This is a genomic window from Acholeplasma sp. ORD1043 (assembly GCF_057808485.1).
The window spans coordinates 41,274-64,942 of record NZ_JAQLOJ010000012.1 but is presented as its reverse complement, the minus strand read 5'-3'; the positions used below and the strand labels follow the sequence as shown (position 1 = coordinate 64,942).

Annotated in this window: 25 protein-coding genes, 1 tRNA gene and 1 pseudogene; 22 read left to right on the top strand and 5 right to left on the bottom strand. The window is 30.3% G+C overall.

The features are described from left to right. Positions 1 to 27 precede the first annotated feature (27 nt). Positions 28 to 714 (top strand): Type 1 glutamine amidotransferase-like domain-containing protein, encoded by a 687-nt coding sequence (locus PG914_RS05570; protein WP_488822721.1) that lies wholly within the window; start codon positions 28 to 30, stop codon positions 712 to 714. 73 nt (positions 715 to 787) lie between these two features. On the opposite strand, the gene PG914_RS05565 is transcribed toward PG914_RS05570, so the two are convergent. The 4 genes from PG914_RS05565 to PG914_RS05550 form a co-directional block, all read right to left on the bottom strand. Further along, positions 788 to 1,492, bottom strand: a complete 705-nt coding sequence (locus PG914_RS05565) for a hypothetical protein (RefSeq protein WP_488822720.1) — start codon at positions 1,490 to 1,492, stop codon at positions 788 to 790. A 17-nt stretch (positions 1,493 to 1,509) separates the two neighbouring features. Continuing rightward, the gene (locus tag PG914_RS05560; RefSeq protein ID WP_488822719.1) at positions 1,510 to 2,202 is read right to left on the bottom strand and encodes a glycerophosphodiester phosphodiesterase; all 693 of its coding nucleotides are present in this window, start codon (positions 2,200 to 2,202) and stop codon (positions 1,510 to 1,512) included. 101 nt (positions 2,203 to 2,303) lie between these two features. Next, entirely contained in the window at positions 2,304 to 2,996 is a 693-nt protein-coding gene (locus tag PG914_RS05555; RefSeq protein WP_488822718.1) for a hypothetical protein, read from the bottom strand. Positions 2,997 to 3,423: 427 nt separating this feature from the next. Beyond that, a tRNA-Lys gene (locus PG914_RS05550) sits at positions 3,424 to 3,499 on the bottom strand. A gap of 106 nt (positions 3,500 to 3,605) precedes the next feature. On the opposite strand from PG914_RS05550, the gene PG914_RS05545 reads away from it, so the two are divergent. After that, positions 3,606 to 5,150: a LapB repeat-containing protein gene (locus PG914_RS05545; protein WP_488822717.1), complete on the top strand. Its 1,545-nt coding sequence runs from the start codon at positions 3,606 to 3,608 to the stop codon at positions 5,148 to 5,150. Positions 5,151 to 5,201: 51 nt separating this feature from the next. Next, positions 5,202 to 5,822: a hypothetical protein gene (locus tag PG914_RS05540; RefSeq protein WP_488822716.1), complete on the top strand. Its 621-nt coding sequence runs from the start codon at positions 5,202 to 5,204 to the stop codon at positions 5,820 to 5,822. Between the two features lie 12 nt (positions 5,823 to 5,834). Here the strand turns inward: PG914_RS05540 and PG914_RS05535 are convergent, their stop codons facing one another. Beyond that, entirely contained in the window at positions 5,835 to 6,767 is a 933-nt protein-coding gene (locus tag PG914_RS05535; protein WP_488822715.1) for a helix-turn-helix domain-containing protein, read from the bottom strand. 84 nt (positions 6,768 to 6,851) lie between these two features. On the opposite strand from PG914_RS05535, the gene PG914_RS05530 reads away from it, so the two are divergent. From PG914_RS05530 to PG914_RS05440, 19 genes and pseudogenes are all read left to right on the top strand, one after another. Then, on the top strand, positions 6,852 to 7,022 hold the full coding sequence (locus PG914_RS05530) for a hypothetical protein (protein WP_488822714.1): 171 nt from the start codon (positions 6,852 to 6,854) through the stop codon (positions 7,020 to 7,022). 324 nt (positions 7,023 to 7,346) lie between these two features. Continuing rightward, positions 7,347 to 7,829, top strand: a complete 483-nt coding sequence (locus PG914_RS05525) for an NUDIX hydrolase (protein WP_488822713.1) — start codon at positions 7,347 to 7,349, stop codon at positions 7,827 to 7,829. Next, positions 7,829 to 8,302: a hypothetical protein gene (locus PG914_RS05520; protein WP_488822712.1), complete on the top strand. Its 474-nt coding sequence runs from the start codon at positions 7,829 to 7,831 to the stop codon at positions 8,300 to 8,302. The genes PG914_RS05525 and PG914_RS05520 overlap by 1 nt, the downstream gene beginning before the upstream one ends. After that, on the top strand, positions 8,299 to 9,840 hold the full coding sequence (locus tag PG914_RS05515; RefSeq protein WP_488822711.1) for an ABC-F family ATP-binding cassette domain-containing protein: 1,542 nt from the start codon (positions 8,299 to 8,301) through the stop codon (positions 9,838 to 9,840). The genes PG914_RS05520 and PG914_RS05515 overlap by 4 nt, the downstream gene beginning before the upstream one ends. 65 nt (positions 9,841 to 9,905) lie before the next feature. Continuing rightward, positions 9,906 to 10,055: a 50S ribosomal protein L33 gene (rpmG, locus tag PG914_RS05510; protein ID WP_488822710.1), complete on the top strand. Its 150-nt coding sequence runs from the start codon at positions 9,906 to 9,908 to the stop codon at positions 10,053 to 10,055. 36 nt (positions 10,056 to 10,091) lie between these two features. Then, positions 10,092 to 10,718, top strand: coding sequence for an MBL fold metallo-hydrolase (locus PG914_RS05505; RefSeq protein WP_488822709.1), 627 nt, complete (start codon positions 10,092 to 10,094; stop codon positions 10,716 to 10,718). Positions 10,719 to 10,733: 15 nt separating this feature from the next. Then, positions 10,734 to 11,474 (top strand): type III pantothenate kinase, encoded by a 741-nt coding sequence (locus PG914_RS05500; RefSeq protein WP_488822708.1) that lies wholly within the window; start codon positions 10,734 to 10,736, stop codon positions 11,472 to 11,474. Positions 11,475 to 11,512: 38 nt separating this feature from the next. Further along, positions 11,513 to 13,147 (top strand): phospho-sugar mutase, encoded by a 1,635-nt coding sequence (locus tag PG914_RS05495; protein ID WP_488822707.1) that lies wholly within the window; start codon positions 11,513 to 11,515, stop codon positions 13,145 to 13,147. Positions 13,148 to 13,158: 11 nt separating this feature from the next. Beyond that, positions 13,159 to 14,415 carry an aminopeptidase P family protein gene (locus tag PG914_RS05490; RefSeq protein ID WP_488822706.1) on the top strand — a complete coding sequence of 419 codons (1,257 nt, stop codon included), beginning with the start codon at positions 13,159 to 13,161 and terminating at the stop codon, positions 14,413 to 14,415. Positions 14,416 to 14,519: 104 nt separating this feature from the next. After that, positions 14,520 to 15,137 carry a hypothetical protein gene (locus tag PG914_RS05485; protein ID WP_488822705.1) on the top strand — a complete coding sequence of 206 codons (618 nt, stop codon included), beginning with the start codon at positions 14,520 to 14,522 and terminating at the stop codon, positions 15,135 to 15,137. Beyond that, on the top strand, positions 15,134 to 15,910 hold the full coding sequence (locus PG914_RS05480) for a hypothetical protein (protein WP_488822704.1): 777 nt from the start codon (positions 15,134 to 15,136) through the stop codon (positions 15,908 to 15,910). The genes PG914_RS05485 and PG914_RS05480 overlap by 4 nt, the downstream gene beginning before the upstream one ends. Before the next feature lie 32 nt (positions 15,911 to 15,942). After that, positions 15,943 to 17,664 carry an ABC transporter ATP-binding protein gene (locus tag PG914_RS05475; protein WP_488822703.1) on the top strand — a complete coding sequence of 574 codons (1,722 nt, stop codon included), beginning with the start codon at positions 15,943 to 15,945 and terminating at the stop codon, positions 17,662 to 17,664. After that, the gene (locus tag PG914_RS05470) at positions 17,661 to 19,460 is read left to right on the top strand and encodes an ABC transporter ATP-binding protein (RefSeq protein ID WP_488822702.1); all 1,800 of its coding nucleotides are present in this window, start codon (positions 17,661 to 17,663) and stop codon (positions 19,458 to 19,460) included. Before PG914_RS05475 ends, PG914_RS05470 begins: the two co-directional genes overlap by 4 nt. Positions 19,461 to 19,715: 255 nt before the next feature. Next, positions 19,716 to 20,261 (top strand): translation initiation factor IF-3, encoded by a 546-nt coding sequence (infC, locus tag PG914_RS05465; RefSeq protein ID WP_488822723.1) that lies wholly within the window; start codon positions 19,716 to 19,718, stop codon positions 20,259 to 20,261. A 16-nt stretch (positions 20,262 to 20,277) separates the two neighbouring features. Continuing rightward, positions 20,278 to 20,478 carry a 50S ribosomal protein L35 gene (gene rpmI / locus PG914_RS05460; protein WP_488822701.1) on the top strand — a complete coding sequence of 67 codons (201 nt, stop codon included), beginning with the start codon at positions 20,278 to 20,280 and terminating at the stop codon, positions 20,476 to 20,478. A 13-nt stretch (positions 20,479 to 20,491) separates the two neighbouring features. After that, positions 20,492 to 20,848 (top strand): annotated as a pseudogene (rplT, locus tag PG914_RS05455) (50S ribosomal protein L20); the annotation flags it as partial. Next, positions 20,840 to 21,067, top strand: a complete 228-nt coding sequence (locus tag PG914_RS05450) for a Rho termination factor N-terminal domain-containing protein (RefSeq protein ID WP_488822722.1) — start codon at positions 20,840 to 20,842, stop codon at positions 21,065 to 21,067. The pseudogene rplT and the gene PG914_RS05450, both read left to right, overlap by 9 nt. 108 nt (positions 21,068 to 21,175) lie before the next feature. Further along, on the top strand, positions 21,176 to 22,654 hold the full coding sequence (locus tag PG914_RS05445; RefSeq protein WP_488822700.1) for a hypothetical protein: 1,479 nt from the start codon (positions 21,176 to 21,178) through the stop codon (positions 22,652 to 22,654). Beyond that, positions 22,647 to 23,510: a UTP--glucose-1-phosphate uridylyltransferase gene (locus PG914_RS05440; protein WP_488822699.1), complete on the top strand. Its 864-nt coding sequence runs from the start codon at positions 22,647 to 22,649 to the stop codon at positions 23,508 to 23,510. The genes PG914_RS05445 and PG914_RS05440 overlap by 8 nt, the downstream gene beginning before the upstream one ends. Positions 23,511 to 23,669: the final 159 nt, after the last annotated feature.

Below are 23,669 nucleotides of genomic sequence, written 5' to 3'. Positions count from 1 at the left end.
TACGTACTTTGATACAATATATATATTATGATAAATATATTAAGTTCACACTCAATTTATGGACGACAAGATGTCATCCCGGTTTTAAAAAAGTACATTAAAGAAGACTCAAAGATTTGTGTCATAGCATTCTCATTTTTTAATGTTGCATTCCGTCAAGATTTATATGAGGCTAGCTATACTGCACCAGAAGGTAGATGGTATTTGCATATTTTAACACCGCTTTTAAACTATGGTATTAAAGAAGAGAATGTAGATTGGATTATCTATGATAAGGATACAATTGAATCAGCAAAAGCTAAAATCGAAGCTGCTGACATTATTTTCTTACCAGGTGGTGCACCAGATCTGTTTGTTGAAAGACTAAAAAAATATGATTTATTAGAATACTTAAAAAATCTTACAAACAAAATTTTTATGGGTCCATCTGCTGGAACAATGATTCAATTCAATTGGTTCCACATTTCACCGGATTACGATTATAAGAAATTTATGTTAAGTGAAGGTTTAGACTTAATCAGAGATTTTGGTGTAGAAGTACATTATCGACGTAGAAAAAAACAAAAGAAAGGAATAAGAAGAGTTTCACATTTAGATGAAAGACCTATCTATACAATTCATGAAGATGGGTTAATGATTCTAGAAAACAATAAAATTATCTACCAAAAAAATGCAGTTAAATATTACGAAAAAGGTAGAAAAATTAGATACTAACATTGTAAGTAAGAGGCTTATTAAGCCTCTTTTTATTTTGCGTAAAAAAAACCACCTTCTGGTGGTTCAATTCTTAGTATACTTTATCGTATACAAATTCATAGACTGCAGTTTTAATAATGAGTTGTCTGTTACCTATAACAACAACTGCATAAGGGGTATTTACCGGTCTAAAGTTTGGCATAAGTGCACCTTTAATACCGAAAGTAATTTTACCACTATAGTTTACAACACCATCTGTTGATTTAAATTGGTAATTGCTACCTTCAATTTCAATTGCTGCGATTTTACTTGCATCAAAGAGTTTTGGTGTTTTTGAGGCATCACTATTGTAGTTATATCGACCTGCAAATTTTACTTTCTCGTCAGTAGTAATTCGTTTATATTCATGAAATACAGTGCCCCATTCTTCGTTCATTTCAACAAAAGTATCATTGACTCTAGAAAAGTAGTCAACATAATTGTTACCTTTAATTTGATAACTTAATGTGAGTTCTGAATTGGTATATTCAAAACTACCTGTTAAATTTATGGTAAGTTCACCCTTAAAGGTACTTGTAAAGTTAGAACCACTTGAATATTCACGTTCAAAATAAGATTCGATTGTAAATGTATTGTCGTCTTTTAATGTTAATATTTCGTAATTGGTTGAAAATTCATCTATTGTACTACCGTATTTTACTGTTCTCTCATACCTTCCGTTGATACCTGATTGAGAGGAACACGCAGTTAAAACTAATGTAAATATTAAGACGAATATAATAGCTATTTTTTTCATTTGTACCACCTATCTTCCTAAAATCCATCTGTTGTAATAAAATCGACACCCATATCTATGAGTTTTAAAGCGACATCAGGTTCATTTACGGTCCAACAATTAACCAGTTGTCCATTATTATGTAATTCATCAACTCGTTCTTTGGTTAATAGTGAATAATGCGTATTGATATCTATTTTTAATTTACTTGCAACATCAATCACATCTTTATTCCATTCACCTAATAGTAGTTGAATTGGAATATCTTTATTCAAAGATCTAGTTTGGTATACATTGTCGAAATAAAAAGAAATGATAACTGTTTTATCTAGATAATTTAATGATTCAATCTCTGCTAATATTTTCTTGATTTTTAAACTTGTAAAAGGAGCTTTTAATTCAACGACTGCTACTTTATTAGAAGTTTTACAAATTTCTATATATTCACTTAAAAAAGGAAGCGTATCACCGTTGTTGAATTTAATCGTTCTTAAAAATGAACTATCTAACTTATCAATGAAAAGTTGTTTATCTTCAAAATTAACAAAATCATCGTGATGAATGATGTATTTATCATCATGCGTTTCGTGTACATCTGTTTCTATACCCCAATAAGGTAATTCCGCAGCTATTTTAAAACCTGTGATCGTATTTTCATATGTTTTAGAAGGTATACCTCTATGAGCAACCCATTTCACATTTTGGAATTTTGATATATCTAGTTTATTCATAATTAATTCACCCTATATATCTAATTGTAAAGTAAAACCTTTATTTTTGGAATAAAAAAAGTAGGATTTTAATATCCTACTTTATTTACTTGAATAAATTCTTAAGCTTTAACGTATACTGCGTAGTATTCGTCAAAACTAATTTTAATTGTGTTGTCGTTGATTTCAAACACAGCAGTTTTGTTTTCGTCATATTTGAAGTTAGTTAGTAAGCATACTTCATTACCTTCTAAAACGAAACCTTGTACTTTATATCTAATATCAATTGATGACATTAAATATGTGTTGTCTGTAAATACAATTTGATAGATCTTGATGAATTGTAAATCTTCTGGTAATGATGAAGTTGTTGTATCAATTGTATATTTACCAGATAATGATACCTCAAAGATTTCTGATTTAGCATATACTGTTGATTCATCAGCGTTTTTTAGTGAATCATTAACTACGTTATATACAACTTCAAATGCTTTCTCAGCAACTTCGTATTTTAAAGTAACTACATTATTTAATAATTCATATTTACCAGATACATTAACAACTAAATCACCATTTAGTTCTGCAGTGTAAGTGCCATCTTGATTGTATACTCTATCATAAACAGATACAATTTCGAATGTGTAGTCTAAAGCAAAAACTAAATATTCATGATTCTCATCAAATTCTACCACATCAAAAGAAGCCTTCTTTGATAATTCAAAAGTTGCATCCATTGTTTCATAAACGACTTCCTCTGTACAACCTACTAATAATACGGCTAGTAAAGAGAACATAATTAAAGCTAATTTCTTCATTTTGCATCCTCCTTGTTTATTTAACTATGACAATAAGTATAGCACTTGATGAAAATTATGAAAACCCAATCACAAAAAGTTACATAAATTTAACGGTAAGTTGCATAATTCGTATAATTTAAAGCTTTAATAAGTGCATTTTATACATGAAAACCAATGAAAGTCTTTCAAAATTTTATGAAAATGTCGAAAAAATAACATAATCAAAAGATAAAAAATAATTTAAATTTAATAAAAAAAGTAGCGTATTACGGGAAATTAATCTCGTTTGTTGATACGCTACATATTAATTTTAGTATTTTAACTATATTAGTCAATTCTAAATTGAATATTATTGTAGTAATAACTTTATATATAAAATAAAATTATTTTAAATCTTAGATAAAAAAAACCATACTTTTTAAAGTATGATTTGATTATTGCAAGATGGTACACTCTGTGGGGCTCGAACCCACGACCCATTGATTAAGAGTCAATTGCTCTACCAGCTGAGCTAAGAGTGCATTTAACGCATGTTTATTGTACAACAGTGTGATTAAAAATGTCAATGATAAAAAAGAAAAAGTTACTTCTTTTCGCTACTATATTTTTGAAAGCGAGGAAGAAGACATGAAAAACAAATTTTATATACTAATTGTCTTACTATGTGGGTTAGTTATTACCACATCAAATTATGCATTTGGATATGTTGGAGATGAAATCACATTACAACATATCGAAGAGAAGTCACCTTTTGACTTAAAAGAAGAAGATGGTAAAGTTTATGTTACTTATAACGGTAATAAAACAATTGATATTAGGGATTTTGATTTTGAAGCAAAAAGATATGTAGTAAGAATCAAGAGTCTTTATCAAGATTTAGTTGCCATAGGATCAGAATATAATGAAGTATTATTTTCATCAAATGATTTTGAATATTTTGAAATTGATACTCAAAATGCAAGACAAGGATTTCTAATATTTAGAACAGATGAAGTTGAAGAGAATGTCAGAATTAATCCAACAGTAGAAATATACTTTAATTTATCAAATAAGATAAAAAAAGTAGAAAATTATTTTACAGTTAAATCTGATGTTGAAAATCCATTAACCATTGATGAAATCAATTCATGGTTAATTGCTTGGGATAAAAATGATGGTAATGTTTCATCTACGATTACTGTTATTGAAGAAAATTATACTGGAAATGAAAGAACACTTGGTGATTATTTCGTTAAACTAAGTGCACATGATCATGCAAATAATTTAGTATTCTTCGAATATACTATCAGTGTTAGCGATACGATTGCACCAGTGATTGCTCCACTAGAGATTATTGAAATATCTTATAAAGATAATTTTGATTTAGATAGTTATTTTACTAATGTAGATGTTACTGATAATCTATCTAAACGAAATGTCTTAAGATTTGAAGTTGTTAAAAATACATATTTAGGTAATGAATCTAAAGTTGGTGAATATGAACTTACATTTAATGTACTCGATATCGCAGGTAATAAAGCTACTGCAACCCAAATCATTAAAGTGGTTGATAATGTAGCTCCAGTAATTACAGGTAATTCAGAAATTAAGATGAATGCTGATGAAACATTATCAATCAATCAAATTTTAAATAGTCTTAATGTAGTTGATGAAATTGATGGTGTGATTAAACCTTATATAATTACATCAAATTACGAACAATTTGTAACTGGAAATTTTGGTATTTTAATCGGTGCTAAAGATAAGTCAGGCAATGAATCAACTTTTACTATTTCAATTGAAGTTTTGGATAATGAAGCACCAATAATTTATATCAATTTGAATAAAATTAATTTGAATTCTAATGAAGTTTTATCAGATTTAGAATTGCTAGACTTAATTAAGTCACGTATTTTATTAAAATACGATACATTAGAAATTTTAACTAATGAGTATGAAAACAGTACTAAAGAAGCTGGCTTATATAAAGTGACTTTAAAAGCGGTAAACAAAGATCAGGTTATTAATTTTGAAGTAATGATTAATGTTGAAAATTTACCTGAAATCATCGAATCAGATACAACCAATTCTAACTCAGTTATACTTTGGTCAATTTGCGGTGGAACATCTTTACTTTTATCATTAGGAGTTGCTACAATCATCTTATTTAGAAAAGGGAAGAAGTCAAATTAACCATTTTTAAAAATGTTACGAGTATAATGTTTCTTAAAAGGAGATGAGTAAATGGAAGAAAACTTTATTTTAAAGTTACGTTCTAACGATAAAGTTAGATTCATTATTGCAGGCATTATTTGGTTAGTACACCTATATGGTGTTGTACAAATGTTCTTCAATGATGATTTCTTAGAAATATTTAATCGTTTAAGACTTTATACAAATATATCAAATATACTTATATTTGTTGTCGTAACATTATATTTAACAGGTTATAAGGATAAAAATTGGTTTAAATATTTTGCAGTCATAGGATTGGTAGCAATTTTGATGACTGGTATCATTTTCCATACGTTAGTCAGTGATGGAGATGTGAATTTTGATGGCCATATTGTACATACAATAAACCCAATACTTTACCCAATTTTCTATTTCTTGTTAGTAACACCAGGAATAAGATTAAGACATTTCTGGGTTTCACTAATTTTACCAACCGTGTGTTTTACAGTTATACTTAGTCTTGGGCCATGGACACATTGGTATCCATATGGATTTATGGATCCAACGAAAAGTTCACTGTTACAAGTGATTGGATTATGCATTGGTTTATTACTTCCAGTAATAGCAATCTTTACGCTGGGATTACTTGCGTTAAAGAAGTGGATGGAAAAAGCAGTTAATAAAGCATAAAAAAGCCTGGTCTTATAGACCGGGCTTATCTTTTAGATAATTGATGATAAATTCTTTGAAGTTGATATTGAAATCTTTTTCAATTAATTGAGTAATGTGTAGTAGTCTAGATTGACTATTGTTAGCGATTAATGCACCATAACACTTGTATAAGCTCTCTTCATATTTTGATTGTTCTTTAAGATTATAGTATGCAAATGCTAAGAAATAGAAGTAATAATCCAAATTATTAAGTGATTTAGTTCTCATGTTAAACTTAATACCTAGATTACAAAATGTAATCACAGCCTTATGATTGTCTTTCATTCCATAGTATTGGGCAAGTTTGAAAATTAGAATATTTAAAGTGATTGTTTGATTACCAGACCAAACTAAATCTGGGTTTTCTAGGAAGTGCCCAATTTTTACTGCAATCTCCTCTTGTTCTTTTGGAGTCACGAAGTCCATTAATCTGGTTAATGTATTCACTTCAAGAATGGACATTGCACTTTGAGATAAAATCTTTGGATATTCGATTAAGTCCAATAACCCCTTTTTACAATCATCAGCTGAAATTCGCTTGAAGATAAAATCTTCATTTAATTTAGTGAATGTATAAAGTTTTCTGTTATCTGGATCAATGATATACTCAGGATCAATTAAACTTTTTGATTTACTAATTTGTTCTATATCTCGATTGAAAACTGCGGAGTAGTAGTTAGTTATATTTAAAGTTTCTTTAAGAGTATGATTATCAAACTCTAAAAGAAGTGCTTCCTTTTTGACATTTAATCTTTCAGCAAAAAGGTCGATCAAGTGATAAGGCATCGGAGATTCACCACGAACATAGCGTTGATATTGACGATTTGAAATGATACCTTCGGTAAAGTCTTCTTGAGAAATTCCGCGTAAAAAACGCATTTTTTCAAGGAATAAAGCTAGTTCTTTTGAGCTATCAATCAGCATTTCAAATCTCCTTTCACGATACGACATATATGTCGTGTGCATTTTATTAATTGTTTTGTAAAATATAGCCATGAGGTGATTTTGATGAAAAAACTATTATCAATCGTTGCATTAGTGATTTTGGCAGCATTCTTAGTAACTGGATCTTTCCAAACTTCTGGTAAGTTTGTTGATAAGCATGAGGCAACTGCTGTTGGATACAAAGATATTGAAGCACCAGATTGGGTACCACCTGCTGGTCCAGTGAATCCTTAATCACTGCAATTATTATACCACCTAACTACGTATTTTAAAATTGATTTTTACAGGTTCTTTTTAACCTGTTAAAAATCAACTACTAAAAGAAAAACTATAAATTTAATCGTCTTAGAGCTCTCCCCTCTGAGACTGCCTCCCAATATTGTATTCTCCCTAAACAATACATATCATGAGGCCCATTACAAAATAGAGTTTTATGGCTGTTATCTAATTGTCAAAAATTGGCGCATTTTTAGATAATTAGTAGTAGATAAAACTCTATTTTTTTATGAATTATTATGTAATAATGTTATAATGTTTGAGGTAAGAAGGTAATTATTTATGTCATACAAATATACATTAGCTTTTATTAAAAGAAACGATCGAATATTGATGATGAATCGTCTAAAGAGTCCTTGGATGGGAATGTGGAATGGTATTGGTGGAAAACGACAAGAAAATGAAACTCCACTTGAGTGTATCATGAGAGAAATTCTAGAAGAAACAGGTATTAAAGTTGAAGCATCCCAAGTCAAAGATAAAGGAATCCTTACTTGGAACGATGAGTTTAAAGCATATGATAATGGAATGCATATTTTTTATGTTGAATTACCTTCTGATTTTATTTTAGAAACACCAATTTCAACTGATGAGGGCATTCTTGAATGGAAGACTCCATCTTGGTTATGTGATATTGAAAATCTAGGTGTTTCATATAACATTCGATACTTTTTAGATAACCTGTTAAATGATGATCGAAGATATCATTATATAAATACATTTAAGGGAAATCAATTAATTGATGTAAAGGTTGTGAAAATTTAATGGATCCATTATATTTTATTATTTTTGGTGCTGTCATTTTAGTTGCTATATATTTAACATATTATTTTGTTAGTAAACAACTTGAAAAAGATCACCTCATTGTCCAACAAATTAAAAACATATTAGAACAATACGGAAAACTTGATGAGAATGGACATCATCCCAAGTTTACCTTTAACGAGCAATCATATTATGTAAAGTTTTTAAAGATTAAACCAAATGTAAAATTCAAATTTAATTCAAAAATAATTTGGGAAAAAAGATTTAGTGGAAAGGTTCAATATACAGATCAAACTGTGTTCTCTAAACTACCTGGAAGAAAATTAGTAATTATTTATCCAAGTGAAGGACCTTTCATGTACCAATATGATGAAAATGAAATAAAATTCACAACACCTAAAACTAAAGTTTGGGATTATGTTGTGATTCCTTATAATGAGTTAGAGGAAGTATTAAAAGAAGGTATTAAATGAGTTTATTAGAAGTAAATAATCTAACATTTTCATATGCAGGAGAAAACTTATATAAAGATGCTAGTATGCGTCTTTTTGAAGGTGAACATGCAGTTTTAGTTGGACCAAATGGTGCAGGTAAATCAACACTTTTAAAACTTTTGAGTAAATCATTATCTCCTGATAGAGGAACAATCGAATGGGTAAACTATAAAAAAGTTGGTTACTTAGATCAATATGCAACACTTGATCCAAAGTCCGATGTTAAAACTTATCTTTACGATGTGTTTTTACCTCTATTTGAAAAGGAAAAACAGATACAAGAATTATATGAATCAATTGCAACAGCAGCAGAATCACAATACGATAAGATATTGAAACGCGCGCACGCGCTCGAGGAAGAATTAGAAAAAGATAATTTCTATGCAATCTCATCGACAATTTCGAATGTCATGAATGGGTTGGGTTTAGATGTATCCTTACTGGATTCTAAAATCAATACACTATCTGGTGGAATGAGAGCTAAACTCATTTTGGGTAAACTTTTACTTCAAGATGTGGATGTCTTATTACTTGATGAGCCAACTAACTTTTTAGATATTAAGCACATTGACTGGTTAATTAATTTTTTAAATAAAACACCTAAAACTTTTATTGTAGTATCACATGATGAATATTTTTTAAGAAGTATTGCTAAGACGGTATTTGCATTAGAAGGTACTCAAATTTCAAGATATAAAGGTAATTTTGAGTTCTATTTACAGGAACGTGAATTACGTATCGAACAACAAAATAAAGCTTTCGAAAACCAACAAAAGTTTATTGCTAAAACAGAAGACTTTATTAAAAGAAATATTGCTAGAGCATCAACGACAAACATGGCAAAATCTCGTCGAAAGATGTTAGAAAAAGTTGTTAGAGTTTCTAAACCATTAACTGATAAACATTTAAGAATTGAATTCAAAAATGCTTCTCCAACTGGTCGTGATGTTTTAAAAGTTAAAGATTTAGAAATTGGTTACTCAAGTGTTTTAGTCGAACCCTTAGATTTTAAAATAGTTAAGGGAGATAAAGTAGCTATTACAGGTAAAAACGGTATTGGTAAATCAACATTTATTAAAACGATTATGGGCCAATTAGAGCCTTTAGGAGGTTCATTTTCTTGGATTGATACTGCTGATATTCTTTATTATGAACAAGATATTAAACTAGATGGTGAGAAGACACCATTTGAACTTGTTCATAATGAAAACCCGGAGTATGAAAGAAAACAAACGATGGGTGTACTTGCAAGTTTTGGTATCGATTTTGAAATGGCAAATCGTCCGTTAAAAACCTTGTCTGGTGGAGAAAAAACAAAGGTTAAGTTCGCATTAACCAGAGACTATAAATCAAATGTTTTAATCTTGGATGAACCAACAAATCACTTAGATAAAAATGCTAAAGAAGCATTAAAACAAGCTTTAATTAATTATCAAGGTACAATCATTTTGGTTTCTCATGAAAAGAGTTTTTATGAGGAAGTATGTGATTACGAGATTCATTTATCAAATACATAGATTTTTATGTTGAAATAAAAGACTTTATTTGTTATACTTAATATGCAAGTTTGGAGGGAAGTTTCATGCGCGAATTAGTCAAATTAGTTTGTACTGAATGTGGGAATGAAAATTATTACACTACTAAAAATAAAAAGACAACACCAGATCGTTTAGAAATGAGAAAGTATTGTCCACATTCAAGAACTTATACCGTTCATAAAGAAAAGAAATAAACTATCAAAGATAGTTTTTTTTCTATTTAAAAACCTATGTTATATCAATTTAAAGGCACTGAAGAGCTATCCCACAGCTACTTAATATGTCGATATGGACATTGTCTATTAATCGACCCTGCTCATAGTTTGGATCAAATTCTAGCAAAGCTAGGTGACCAAATGTTAGACGGTATATTAGTTACGCATGCACATTCTGATCATGTGCATTTATTGCATAATTTTGATGTTCCTGTTTACATTCATCAAGATGATGCTGCATTACTTTTTGAAGACCAATACAATGGTTATAACCAAGAAAAAGAAAAAAGACAGTTTAAGAGAAAAGATTTAAAACTTCACTTATTAAAAGATGGTGATGTTATCCAACTTTCAGATAAAGTTGTTAAAGTCATTTCAACTCCTGGACATACCAAGGGTTCAGTCTCATTTCTCTTCGAAAACTATATATTTACGGGTGATACACTGTTTAAAGATAGTGTTGGACGTCATGATTTATACTCAGGAAATATATACGATTTAAAGCGAAGTATCTTAAAACTCATTGATGAATTACCAAGTGATACAAAAATTTATCCTGGTCATGATGAATCTTCAACGATCAGAAATGAAAGAAAAAGTAATCCATTTTATATAAAATGGAAAAAACAAGGTAAAATATAAGTTGAGGTAATAATTATGATCTTACTTTTTGATGTAGGGAACACAAATTTATATACTGGAATTTCTGATGGGGAACAAATTATTTCAACTTTCAGAATGATGACAGATGTTAATTCGACACCAGATGAATATTTTATTCGAATTAAACCATTCATCGAACATATAGATATTACTGGAATTGTTATTGGTTCTGTTGTGCCTCAAGTTACCATTTCGTTAGTTAAAATTGCTGAGAAGTATTTTAATTTGCAACCAGTGATTATTCAACCAGGAACTAAAACTGGTGTTTTAATTAAAACTGATAACCCAAAAGAAGTTGGTGCAGATTTAATTGCTGATGCTGCAGGTATTGAGAATAATGATGCAACTCTAATCATTGATTTAGGTACTGCTAACAAATTCATTTATGTTAAAAACAGAACCATTCAAGGAGTTGTCATTTCTCCGGGAATTGGTATTCAAATTAAATCATTGGCAGGAAATACTGCACTACTTCATGAAGTTGAAATTAAAGCTCCGAATAAGGTTCTTGGAACAAATACAATTTCATGTATTCAATCTGGAATTATTTACGGTACAGCAACCATGATTGAAGGTATGGTAGGTCGTATTAGAGAAGAAGTCAAAGAACCTTTCAAAATTATCTTAACTGGTGGATTATCTAGATTGCTTCAAGAACATATTAGACTTGATTTAGTCAGAGATTCTAGACTAGTTTTAAAAGGATTATTAAATATTTATAATAAAAATAAATAACCTTATGGTTATTTTTACTAAAAATTTGAGGTGAAATTATGCAATATCTAGACGTTTATCAAACATGGTTAAATGAACCTAGTTTAACTAATCAAGAACGTGAAACTCTAAAAAACATGGATCCAAAAGAAATCGAAGAATCTTTTTATCAAGATATCTCGTTTGGAACTGGTGGTATTAGAGGTATTCTTGGTTTAGGTACTAACCGTGTAAATCAATATACTATTAGAAAAGCAACCCTAGGTTTAGCTAAATATTTACTTCAAGAAAATAAGCTTAATGGCGTAGCTATTGCATATGACAACCGTTTTGGTTCAAAAGAATATGCTAAGGAAGCTGCTATGGTACTTGCAGCATGTGGCATTAAATCATTTCTTTTTAAATCATTAAGACCAACACCAATGCTGTCATTTGCAGTTAGATATTTTAAGGCATCTGCTGGTATCATGTTAACTGCGTCTCATAACCCCAAAGAATATAATGGTTATAAAGTTTATAATGAAACCGGTGCACAATTAACACCAGAACAAGCAGATCATGTCACTTCAAAAATTAATACAGTATTTTCTCCGTTTGGCATTCCAACGATTGATAATGATTTAATCCAATATATAGATGCGTCATTTGATGAAATCTATCTTCAAGAAGTTAAATCAATTACTGTTCACAATACAATAAAAAATATTAAAATTGTTTATTCACCACTGCATGGAACTGGAAGTCAAGTTGTACCAAAACTTTTAAAAGAAGTTGGGTATGAAGTTTATCCAGTTAACGAACAGATGATTCCAGACCCGGCATTTTCAAATGCCGAAAGTTCAAATCCTGAAGAAGATAAAGCATATAAACTATCCTTAAATCTAGCTGAAGAGGTCGATGCAGATGCAATCTTTGTGACAGATCCAGATGCGGATAGATTAGGTGTTGCGGTTAAAAAAGATGGTGTATATCATATCTTAAATGGTAACCAAACAGCATCCTTAGTGCTTTATTATTTATTAAGTGAACGACCTTATGAAGAAGGTTTTGTTTACACTACAGTTGTTACCACAGACTTAATTAAAAAAATCGCATATAGTTTCAACCAAAAAGTTGGTGAAACCTTAACAGGCTTTAAGTTCATCGGTGAACAAGCATCACTAATCGAAGGTAAATCAAAATATTTATTCGGTGCTGAAGAATCTTATGGTTCACTAATTAAAGACTTCGTACGTGATAAGGATGCTGTTCAAGCAGTCTTCATGTTAGCAGAAATCGTTAATGTTTTAAAAACACGCGGTTTAACTTTAATCGATTATTTAGACCAAATCTATCAAAAATTTGGATACTATATTGAATACACAAAGAATATTTCATTAAAAGGTATTGAAGGTGCAAAACGCATTAATGCAATCCTTACATACTTTAGAAAAAATGGCTTAAATATACCGTCATTCAAAGTAGAGAATTCTATTGATTATAAAGATGGTTATGTAAATCCGCATAATGTGATATTACCACCATCTGATGTATTAAAATATCAAAATAAAGATGGTTATATTATCTTTAGACCATCCGGTACAGAACCAAAACTTAAGATTTATTTCTCAGTCAGAAGTGAATCTAAATTAGATGCACAAAACAAACTTAACACTTTACTTGATGAAGTGAACCAAATCATAGAAAAAATATAAGGAGAATTAACATGTTACAAGAGAGAAGATCCAATTACTTCAAACAAGCTAAATCACAAAGTATCTCAATTTTCTATTCTGGCCGTGCACCACATTTATCAAATGATGCTTATTATGCATTCACAGTTAATAAGAACTTTTGGTACCTATCTAGTATTGACCAAGAAAATTCAGTCTTAATTTTAGCTAAATCAGAAAAACAACAAGACGCATATCTATTTATTAAAGCAATCGATCCAGTTGAAGCTTTATGGGTAGGTGAATCACTTTCATTTGAAAAAGCCGCACAAATTGCAGAATTACCAGTAGAAAATGTTAGAGATATCGCAACCCTTAACTCATTCATTGGAACTTTATTCCAACCAACAAGAAAAGCATTATATGGAACATTAGAATCTGTCTACTTTGATATCGAACGTTTATCTTTTGAAGATGATCCATTAATGGGCGAAAAAGAAGCGAATGCTTTTAAACTTAAATATCCACATATTCAAGTATTAAACTCACATCCAATTTTAACTGACTTAAGAGGTTCTAAAGATAACTTTGAAGTTGAAGCAATTAAAAATGCGATTGGTGTTTCAGTCATTGCACATAAGAGATTATTAGATAATGTCATGAAAGTTAAAAATGAATATGAATTAGAAGCAGAATTTAACTATGCATTAAACATGAATGATTCAAAACCAGGTTTTGATTCAATTATTGCATCAGGTAAGAATGCAACAATCCTTCACTATGTGAAGAATAACATGCCAGTCGGCAAAGATGATCTTGTTTTATTTGACTTAGGTGCTAGAAAAAATTACTACTCATCAGATATTACTAGATGTTATCCTGCAAGTGGTAAATTTAGTAAGCGCCAAAGAGAAATCTATCAAGCAGTCTTAAATGTTAATAAAGAAGTTATTAGAGTTGCTAAAGCGGGTATGACACAATTTGAATACAATGAGTTAGGTAAAGACTTACTTGCCAAAGAAGCTATTAAGATTGGATTAATCAAAAATAAGTCTGAACTTGGCAAAGTATATTATCATTCATTAGGACATGCCTTAGGTCTTGATATCCACGATGTTACTGACCCACAAAAACCATTTAAAGTTGGACAAGTCATAACTGTCGAACCAGGACTATACTCAGCAGAGGATGGTATTGGTGTTAGAATTGAAGATAATATCTTACTGACTGAAAATGGATGCATCAATTTATCTGCTGACATTATCAAAGAAATTGATGAAATTGAAAGTTATTTAGCAAAAGTAAAATAAATTTTAGAACGAAGAACTTAACAAAAAAGGTTAAGTTCTTTTTTTGTCTACTTTATAAAAGAAAAAAAGAATCATTCTTTCTACTATAGGGTAGGAGGAAAAAAATGAGAAAAATATTAACCATATCAAGTTTCATACTCTTATACATTTTATTTACACCAAGTAGTTTTGCATATCTTAATTTTGAAGATACAACTAAAGTTGGATTTGTAAAATATTTAAGTGAATATGATGATAAAGATTATGAATTATTTTACAGTAAGGTCGATAGAAAGATGTTTGAATGGAGCAGTTATACAGCTTTTGAAGACCAAAAGATAAAGTTTGTTGCAGAGACACTAGTTCATTATTACAATAACGGGAAGTCTCCAATTAAACTATCATATAAAGCTACCAAAAAAGAAGTAGATGGTTATACACTTAAAACATCTGGTGGTATTAAAACAGAAGGCACTGGGAAAGGTAAAGTTTTTAGCGGTAAATTAGAATCAAATCTAAATTATGAATATAAGAAAGAACATTTGATTGAATCAACCGAAGCACTTAATGTTGAGGTGTCAGTTGAACCTGGAACTCAATTAATTGCATTTATCGCAGGTGAAGGTTTAATTACAAATGGTGTTGCTAAAGAGTATTTCTTTTGGCATGAAATTAATAAAGGTGGATTTGAAATCTTTGTCATCACTTCTTATTATCATAAAGTTGAGGTATTACCAATATGAAAAATATATTGGAATCTAGTATATTGTTTTTAGTCATAATTGTCATTGGTATTTATATTTATATAAACTACATAAATAAAGCGGAAGAAGATGAAAATAAACCTGCTGAAATCTTAGTGATTACCCAATCACATTATTATGAAACACGAGGTGGAGACTATGGGTATTTTTTCTACTTTACTGATCAAGAAGATTTTATGCTCGTAAATCATGAAACAACTGGTTATATGCAAAATAATGATTTAACTTTTAAATTTCCAATTGAAGACTTTAGAATTGTAAAAGATTATAATGAAGTACTTGATGGAAAGCTTTATTATGGTTATCGAGTTAAATTTAAATTACCACATATTGAAGGTGGATTATATGTTCAGAATTTTAATATAAAACTTACGACAAATAACGAAACATATCAACTTTATTTAGGGGAGTTATATTTAGATTATCATTTAGATAATAATAAATATTTCCCTTGGTTTAGTTATGAGGCCTCTAAAGTATCAGATAAACCTAGACTTGATAAAATTTACATCGGCATGGTTGGGTTTGAAATGGTTTATCATGTTTATATAGGTCCAAATGAGGTAGATTTCGTTTACTCAACTGATAGTTTAGTGATTGAAATACCAGATGATCAATTTGTCTTATTAAATACATATGTTAAGATTGAAACAGCAGAAGGTATAACATATATTCCACAATTTGAGTATGTTACAAATTATCAATTATTAGCTTCTGGAATATATCAAAAATATACTGAGCACCTTTCATAATATGATAAAATATCATATAGAGGTTAATTTATATGATATTCATCTTTCAAAAAATGGGGAAATACCTATATCAAGTTATTTTCTCATTATTTATTAAAGCACTAGGAACTGTAGCAGATTTACTGTTACCTTTTTTATTGGCATATATGATTGATGAGGTGTTAGCTTATGTCACACCTTCTGATCATGCCATGATTTACTATATTGGATTATTGATGTTAGGTATTGCTCTCCTTGGTTGGTGGTTTAATATTCTAGCCAATAGAAGTGCAGAAAAAGTTGCAAGTCAAGCAGTTGCTGATGTTAGAAGTGAACTCTTTTATAAGATTGAACATTTAACTGCATCTCAAGTTGATCAATTGACGACAACGTCACTCATTTCAAGAATTACCACAGATACTTATAACTTATATTCCATGATTGGTTCGCTTCAAAGATTAGGTATTAGGGCACCATTACTTTTAATTGGTGGTATTATCATGTCGCTCTTTATGGATATCCCACTCACGCTTATTATGGTAGCTTTATTACCTTTTATTGTAGTTATTGTTTGGTTTTACACAAAAAAGGGTCAACCACTATATGCTGATATTCAAGTTCAAGTTGATCATTTAATTAGAACTTTAAGAGAGAACATCACAGGTGTTCGCGTTATTCGTGCATTATCAATGACAGCCCATGAAAGTAAACGATTTAGTGATGAAAATGTAAAGACAGTTAAAAAAGAAGTCAAAGCAGTTATCACTATGAACAAGATTAGACCATTAATTGATATTTTAATGAATGTTGGATTAGTGGCTGTCTTAGTATTTGGTGCATTTAGAATTTCAAGTGGTGAAACTAAGGTAGGACAAATTTTAGCATTAATTACTTACTTTACATTAATCCTAAATGCAATGACTTCAATTACAAGAATCTTTATTCAAATTTCAAAAGCATCTGCATCTGCTGAACGTATTTTAGAAGTTTTAAATATGAAAAATGAAATGTTAGATGGCACGAAAGATATTGAAATTAAAGAAGGTCCTCATATATCATTTGATCACGTGACTTTCTCATATCACGGTAGAGAAGATCACTTAGAAGATATCGACTTTAAAATAAATCAAGGTGAAACATTAGGTATTATTGGTTCAACTGGATCTGGTAAAACAACAATAATTAATTTATTGATGAGATTTTATGATCCACAAAAAGGATCAATTAAACTTTATGGTGAAGATATTAGAAATCTTAAAAAAAATGATCTTCGTCGTCATATTGGATTAGTCTTACAAAATGATTTAGTTTTTTCTGATACGATTGCTGAAAATATTTCTTTCTCAAGAGGTATTGATGATGATGGTATTGAGTGGGCAAAAGATATTGCACAGGCTAAATTTATTGATTCTATGCCAGACCGTTTTAATTATAAAGTTGCTCAACGAGGAACCAATATTTCAGGTGGCCAACGTCAAAGAGTATTAATTGCAAGAGCAGTTGCAGCTAAACCTAAAATTTTAATTTTAGATGATGCATCTAGCGCACTTGATTATAAAACAGATAAAAATTTAAGAAGTGCAATCAAAAAGAATCTAAATGATACGACAAAGATTATTGTGGCTCAAAGAATTGCATCAATTAAAGATGCCGATCTAATAGTTTTAGTGGAAGATGGAAAAATAGTTGCAAAGGGTAAACATCATACCTTAAAGCAAGAAAACGAACATTATAGAACACTTGTTCGCCATCAGTTAGGAGAAGATGCCTTATGAGCATGAATCAAGGTCGTGGCATGCGCTCAAGAAATGATGGTTCTCAAGTTGCAAAGAATAAAAAAGCAACTATTAGACGTTTATGGTATTACCTATCTTACTATAAATTCAGATTAGTTATTGGTATTGTCTTAACGATTGTGGCTAATGCTCTTTCATTAATTGGACCATATTTAACCGGTTTAATGATTAATGAAATGACACTCACAGAAACACATACTGCAATTGATTTTTCAAATATTTTCACTCTAGCAACATTGATGATTTCATTTTATTTAACATCTGCTTTAATGAATTATTTTTTATCAATTGCCTTAGTTAAGATGGCACAAAGTGTTGTCTATAAATTGAGAACAGACTTATTTAATAAGATGACTAAAGTTTCTGTTAAATATTTTGACACCAATCAAACTGGTGATATTATCTCTCGTATGAGTTATGATATTGACACAATTTCTACATCGTTATCGGCTGATGTACTCAATTTAATTACCTCAGCAATCACTTTAGTCGTCTCATTTGTAATGATGATTATTGTTTCTCCATTATTACTGCTCATCTACTTTATTACAATTCCTTTATCATTCTTTATTACAACAGCATTATCAAAAATTATTAAGAAGAAATTAAGAGCAAGAAACACACAACTTGGTATGATGAATGGTTTTGCAGAAGAAATGATTTCTGCACAAAAAACCATCCAATCTTATGTACAAGAAGAAAATATTTATCAAAAATTTGAAGCCCATAATAAGGATGCTCAAAATAAGAGCTATGAAGCGGGATATTATTCAACAATGACGGGTCCTTCCGTTAACTTTATTAATAACTTTGGTACAGCATTAGTTGCAACTGCTGGTTCGATACTAGTAGTATTAAGCAAAATCGCAATTGGTGATCTTTCAAGTTTTATGTTGTATTCAAAACGTTTTTCAGGTCCAATTAATCAATTAAGTAACTTGGTTGCTGATATTCAATCTGCACTCGCTGCAGCTGAACGTATCTTTTATGTCCTTGACCAAGATGATGAAAAGAAAGATATTGACGATGCACTTACAACAGGCATTAATCAAGGATTAATAGAATTTAAGCATGTTAACTTCGGATATAATCCTGATCAAATGATTTTAAAAGATGTTTCATTTAAAGCAGCACCTGGTCAGACGGTTGCAATAGTAGGTGAAACAGGAGCAGGTAAAACAACTTTAGTTAATTTACTCATGCGATATTATGAAATTAATTCTGGAGAAATCTTGCTCGATGGTGTACCAATTACTGATTATCAAAGAAGTTATTACCGAAAAGCATTTTCAATGGTGCTACAAGATACTTGGATTTTTAAAGGAACTGTATATGAGAATATCAAGTATGGTAATGGTGATGTTTCACTAGAAGAAGTGATTGAAGCTGCTAAAAAAGCAAGAATTCATCACTATATCTCACATCTTCCAGAAGGTTATGAAACTATTCTTTCTGATGATGGCATTAATATATCCAAAGGTCAAAAACAATTAATTGTCATTGCCAGAGCTATTCTTTCAAAATCACAAATATTAATCTTAGATGAAGCAACTTCTAATGTAGATACCTATACCGAAATTAACATCCAAAGTGCTATGAAAGAATTAATGACAGGTAAAACTTGTTTTGTAATTGCACATAGATTATCTACAATTCGTCATGGAGATTTGATTCTATTAATGAGTCAAGGCAATATTGTTGAACAAGGAACTCATGATGAGTTAATGGCCAAAGAAGGTCAGTATTATCAATTATTTATGAGTCAGTTTTCATAAATTGTGTGATAAATCGAAATTTGTAGTTTATTTATAATAAGTGTATGCTTTTTGTTGACAAAGTATATAACATCATATATAATCACTATGGTAATTGTGAAAAGAAGAGATACCCTCTCACCTGATGGTCCATCCTTGGGTAAATAGCACAGCATAATTTTTCAATACTTTTGATATTAGTGCTTAGCGGGTATTCTACAATACTCGCTATTTTTATTTAACACTTACCAAAATAATTGAAAGGAGTGGTTAAATATAAAACCACAAAGAGCAGGTTTTACTAAACCTACTAATAACAATAATGAACTCGTTAACGAATTCATTCCAAATGGTCAATACTTAGTTATTGATGAACAAGGTACGAAGTTAGGTACATTCGATCGCAATCAAGCTTTAGCAATTGCAAATGATCGTGGGATAGATATTTTCGTTGTGTCTCCAGATTCAAAACCAATGGTTGCGAAACTTATGGATTACTCAAAATATCGTTACGATCAACAAAAGAAACTAAAAGAAATGCGTAAGAATCAACACATCGTAAAGATTAAAGAAATCAAACTATCTCCAACAATTGATAAACATGATTTCGACACCAAATTAAAGAGCGCACAAAAGTTCATTGATTCTGGTGATAAAGTGAAGGTAACACTTCGTTTTAGAGGTCGTATGATTACTCACTCAGATTTAGGTATGCAACAAGTTCAAAAGTTTATCCAATCTTTAAATAATGTAGTCATCGAAGCTCAACCAAAATTAGAAGGCAACACATTAATCGGTGTTGTCGCACCAAGCAAAAATTAAGAAAGAGGTTAACAACATGCCAAAACAAAAGACACACAGTGGTTTAAAGAAACGCATCAAAGTTACTGGTACAGGTAAATTAATGCGTCATAAAGCATATTCAAACCACTTAGCAGCATCAAAAACAACAAAACAAAATAGACAATTAGCGGGTGAAACGTCAGTTCATGCAACAGATGCAAAGAGAATTAAACGTTTAATCGCTAATATGAAGTAAGGAGGATGACACCATGGCAAGAGTAAAAGGTGGCCCACAAACACGTAGAAGAAGAAAAAAGATTTTAAAGTTAGCTAAAGGTTATTTTGGTTCAAAACATGCTTTATACCGTACAGCTCACGAACAAGTAATGCACTCATTAATGTTTGCATTCCGCGACCGTCGTCAAACTAAGAGAAACTTTAGAAGATTATGGATCGCTCGTATCAATGCAGCTGCAGTACAAAACGGTTTCAAGTATTCTAAATTAATTCACGGTTTATCATTAGCAAATGTTGCTTTAAACAGAAAAGTATTAGCTGATTTAGCAATCACTGAACCAGCTGTATTCACTTCATATGTTGAATTAGCAAAAGATGCAATTGCAAACCCAGCTAAATATGCTAAAAAAGCAGAAGTTAAAGCTGCTCCAAAAGCTGTAAAAGCTGAAGCTAAAGTTGAAGTTAAAGTTGAAGCTGCTCCAGCAGTTAATTATGCTGACTTAAAAGTAGCAGAATTAAGAGAAATCGCTAAAGAAAAAGGCGTAGAAGGCTTTTCAAGTTTAAAGAAAGCTGAATTAGTTGCGGCTTTAGAAAATTTAGCTAAGTAATTAACCATACTTACAACAAATCAAAAGTGGTCGATAAACCACTTTTTTTGTGCTATTTTGTGCTATAATGTTATTAAGTTTTATTACTTAATAAGCATAGGGCAAAGCATGAAAAAAAGATTACTCATTAGTTTAATCATAACTGCAATTTTACTTATATCATTTACTGTAGTTATTCCGTTAATGGATCCATCTCACTCAATTATATACAGTGTTTTTGCTGTTATCACTTTAGTACTTGCTATGGTGTATTTATTCTCAGGATTAGCTAAATTAACTGTCATGTCTATCTATTCAGTGGTTATTGTTGCACTTTTGATTTTACTTCCAGATTACCAACACGCAATCATAGCTATTGGTACATTAACAATTATCTTGAACCCGCTTGCTAATTTTGAAACTTACTTAGAAAAGATTTTAAAAGATGATGATACGTCACCACTAAGAATTTCAATCCGCGGTAGTTATTGGCCGTTTTATGGCTATCGTCAAGAGATGAAAAACTATGTTAGATTGCCCCAAACTAAGAAGCTTTATACAAAGGTTTGGTACTTAAGAATTAGACAACTCACAACGCTTGGTATGCTTTTTGCAGCAATATTCTTATTTATTAATGAACTTAAAAATATCTACATTGATTTACTAAACTATAATCTCGTTCAAATGTTTACATTCTATGGTGTAGTATCCTTATTTATGCTCACCTTCATTTTATATAAAAAGGGCTTCACAGCCATGTTTAGGACAGGGATAATGTTCCTATTTATTCCAATGATTTTTGTCTTGTGGATTGCACAAATTTCATTCACATTAAAGATCATTTTTACAGCAGTTTTCGCACTACTTGGTGCCTTTGATATCGTATATGAAAAGTTTGCATCACTAAATAGAGTCGCATATCGTGCTTATAAATATTATGACTCAACAGATAATCGTTTTGTCTATGCAAATGAGTTTTACGAACCATTTGTCTATAATGAAACATACAACTTAGTTGGTATGTATAAGTTTAAAGCATCCGTTGAAACGTTTGAAAAGAATTTACATGAAATTCTATTTTATTCAAACCGAAAACACTTTATGATTACTGCATATACGTATGATGGAACAAACATCATGGTATACACAGAGTTTTATCATAAACACGCTAAACGTGCAGAAAAGTTCAAAGTAATCTTAGAATCATTATTCCACACTAAGGTTTATAGCCAAATTGTTTATGATAAAAATAAACAAATTTATGAATCAACATTTTTCCATAAAAATGAGTATATTGTCGCAAGAGCATTAGCATTAACTGAATTATTAAATGAAATTGATTTAGAAAATAAAGAAATCATTATTTCAATTATCTTCTCATTCAAGAGTTTAGAAGATATCCAAGCTTTATCTAAACTTTACTATGTTCAGCGTTTAGAAGATTTAGATGATGAAGATTATTTTGCTGCAAGAGTATCGGTTCGATCTACAAATTCTAAGTTTGCAATCGAACAAAAAGTTAGAGATGTATTACTTAACGCTATGATTTATCGCGCGACTTATGTCAGAATTCTTGTCTATTATGAAGGGGGCAACAAATATGATTAAAAAAGCTGTGATTCCAGCTGCAGGTTGGGGTACTAGATTCTTACCAATTACTAAAGCAGTACCAAAAGAAATGTTACCAATTATTGACAAACCAGCATTATCGTACATTGTTGAAGAAGCAGTGAAATCAGGTATTGAAGAAATCTTAATTATTATTTCAACAAATAAAGGAGCTATTTCTTCATATTTTGAAAAAAATGCTGATTTAGAAAAATTCTTAATTGAAAAAAATAAAATGTCAGATTTAAATCTAATTAAAACAACTTCAATGGGGGCAAAAATATTTTATACCATTCAAGAAGAACAATTAGGTTTAGGTCACGCAGTTTTACAAGCTGAAAGTTTTGTTGGTCATGAACCATTTGCTGTATTATTAGGTGATGATGTTTATGTGTCTAAGAAAGAACCGGCACTTAAACAATTAATTAATGCATTTAATGAGAAAAAATCAACGATCTTAGGCACATTAGAAGTTCCAGATAGTGATACCAAATTATATGGTATTTGTATTCCATCAGATAATGCATCAAAACCAATTGTTGAATTAAAAGGTGTTGTTGAAAAACCACAAGGTAAAGCACCATCCAATTCTGCTATTTCAGGTCGTTATGTTTTAACACCTAAAATTTTTGAATTACTAAAAAACCAAACTAGAGGTGCTGGTGGTGAGATTCAATTGACGGATTCAATACTTAGATTAATCGATTTTGAGAAGGTTTATTCAATGGATATGGAAGGCAAACGCTACGATATTGGATCAAAAATTGGTTATATTGAAGCTATTATAGATTTTGCTTTAGAGCGTGAAGATTTATCCAAAGATTTAACCAATTTATTAATAAATAAATTGAAATGAAAGCTGTTTTCATTGACAAAAAAATAGAATAGATGTAAATTAAAGATACCTAGGAAGCACCCGTGGAACCCAAATTGATTTTTAAGGGAATTTGAACCATACTGGAGTTGAATGCCAATTCATTGGAATCCCGATGTATGGACAAGGAAATACCCACCT

What these genes read in the sequence shown, in the direction of transcription:
- PG914_RS05500 (WP_488822708.1), top strand. Translation starts at nt 10,734, where the DNA reads ATGATCTTACTTTTTGATGTAGGGAACACAAATTTATATACTGGAATT.
- PG914_RS05530 (WP_488822714.1), top strand. Translation starts at nt 6,852, where the DNA reads ATGAAAAAACTATTATCAATCGTTGCATTAGTGATTTTGGCAGCATTC.
- PG914_RS05570 (WP_488822721.1), top strand. Translation starts at nt 28, where the DNA reads ATGATAAATATATTAAGTTCACACTCAATTTATGGACGACAAGATGTC.
- PG914_RS05535 (WP_488822715.1), bottom strand. Translation starts at nt 6,767, where the DNA reads ATGCTGATTGATAGCTCAAAAGAACTAGCTTTATTCCTTGAAAAAATG.
- PG914_RS05555 (WP_488822718.1), bottom strand. Translation starts at nt 2,996, where the DNA reads ATGAAGAAATTAGCTTTAATTATGTTCTCTTTACTAGCCGTATTATTA.
- PG914_RS05520 (WP_488822712.1), top strand. Translation starts at nt 7,829, where the DNA reads ATGGATCCATTATATTTTATTATTTTTGGTGCTGTCATTTTAGTTGCT.
- PG914_RS05560 (WP_488822719.1), bottom strand. Translation starts at nt 2,202, where the DNA reads ATGAATAAACTAGATATATCAAAATTCCAAAATGTGAAATGGGTTGCT.
- PG914_RS05540 (WP_488822716.1), top strand. Translation starts at nt 5,202, where the DNA reads ATGGAAGAAAACTTTATTTTAAAGTTACGTTCTAACGATAAAGTTAGA.
- PG914_RS05490 (WP_488822706.1), top strand. Translation starts at nt 13,159, where the DNA reads ATGTTACAAGAGAGAAGATCCAATTACTTCAAACAAGCTAAATCACAA.
- PG914_RS05470 (WP_488822702.1), top strand. Translation starts at nt 17,661, where the DNA reads ATGAGCATGAATCAAGGTCGTGGCATGCGCTCAAGAAATGATGGTTCT.
- PG914_RS05485 (WP_488822705.1), top strand. Translation starts at nt 14,520, where the DNA reads ATGAGAAAAATATTAACCATATCAAGTTTCATACTCTTATACATTTTA.
- PG914_RS05480 (WP_488822704.1), top strand. Translation starts at nt 15,134, where the DNA reads ATGAAAAATATATTGGAATCTAGTATATTGTTTTTAGTCATAATTGTC.
- PG914_RS05505 (WP_488822709.1), top strand. Translation starts at nt 10,092, where the DNA reads ATGTTATATCAATTTAAAGGCACTGAAGAGCTATCCCACAGCTACTTA.
- PG914_RS05525 (WP_488822713.1), top strand. Translation starts at nt 7,347, where the DNA reads ATGTCATACAAATATACATTAGCTTTTATTAAAAGAAACGATCGAATA.
- PG914_RS05515 (WP_488822711.1), top strand. Translation starts at nt 8,299, where the DNA reads ATGAGTTTATTAGAAGTAAATAATCTAACATTTTCATATGCAGGAGAA.
- PG914_RS05440 (WP_488822699.1), top strand. Translation starts at nt 22,647, where the DNA reads ATGATTAAAAAAGCTGTGATTCCAGCTGCAGGTTGGGGTACTAGATTC.
- PG914_RS05565 (WP_488822720.1), bottom strand. Translation starts at nt 1,492, where the DNA reads ATGAAAAAAATAGCTATTATATTCGTCTTAATATTTACATTAGTTTTA.
- PG914_RS05545 (WP_488822717.1), top strand. Translation starts at nt 3,606, where the DNA reads ATGAAAAACAAATTTTATATACTAATTGTCTTACTATGTGGGTTAGTT.
- rpmI (WP_488822701.1), top strand. Translation starts at nt 20,278, where the DNA reads ATGCCAAAACAAAAGACACACAGTGGTTTAAAGAAACGCATCAAAGTT.
- rpmG (WP_488822710.1), top strand. Translation starts at nt 9,906, where the DNA reads ATGCGCGAATTAGTCAAATTAGTTTGTACTGAATGTGGGAATGAAAAT.
- PG914_RS05445 (WP_488822700.1), top strand. Translation starts at nt 21,176, where the DNA reads ATGAAAAAAAGATTACTCATTAGTTTAATCATAACTGCAATTTTACTT.
- PG914_RS05475 (WP_488822703.1), top strand. Translation starts at nt 15,943, where the DNA reads ATGATATTCATCTTTCAAAAAATGGGGAAATACCTATATCAAGTTATT.
- PG914_RS05495 (WP_488822707.1), top strand. Translation starts at nt 11,513, where the DNA reads ATGCAATATCTAGACGTTTATCAAACATGGTTAAATGAACCTAGTTTA.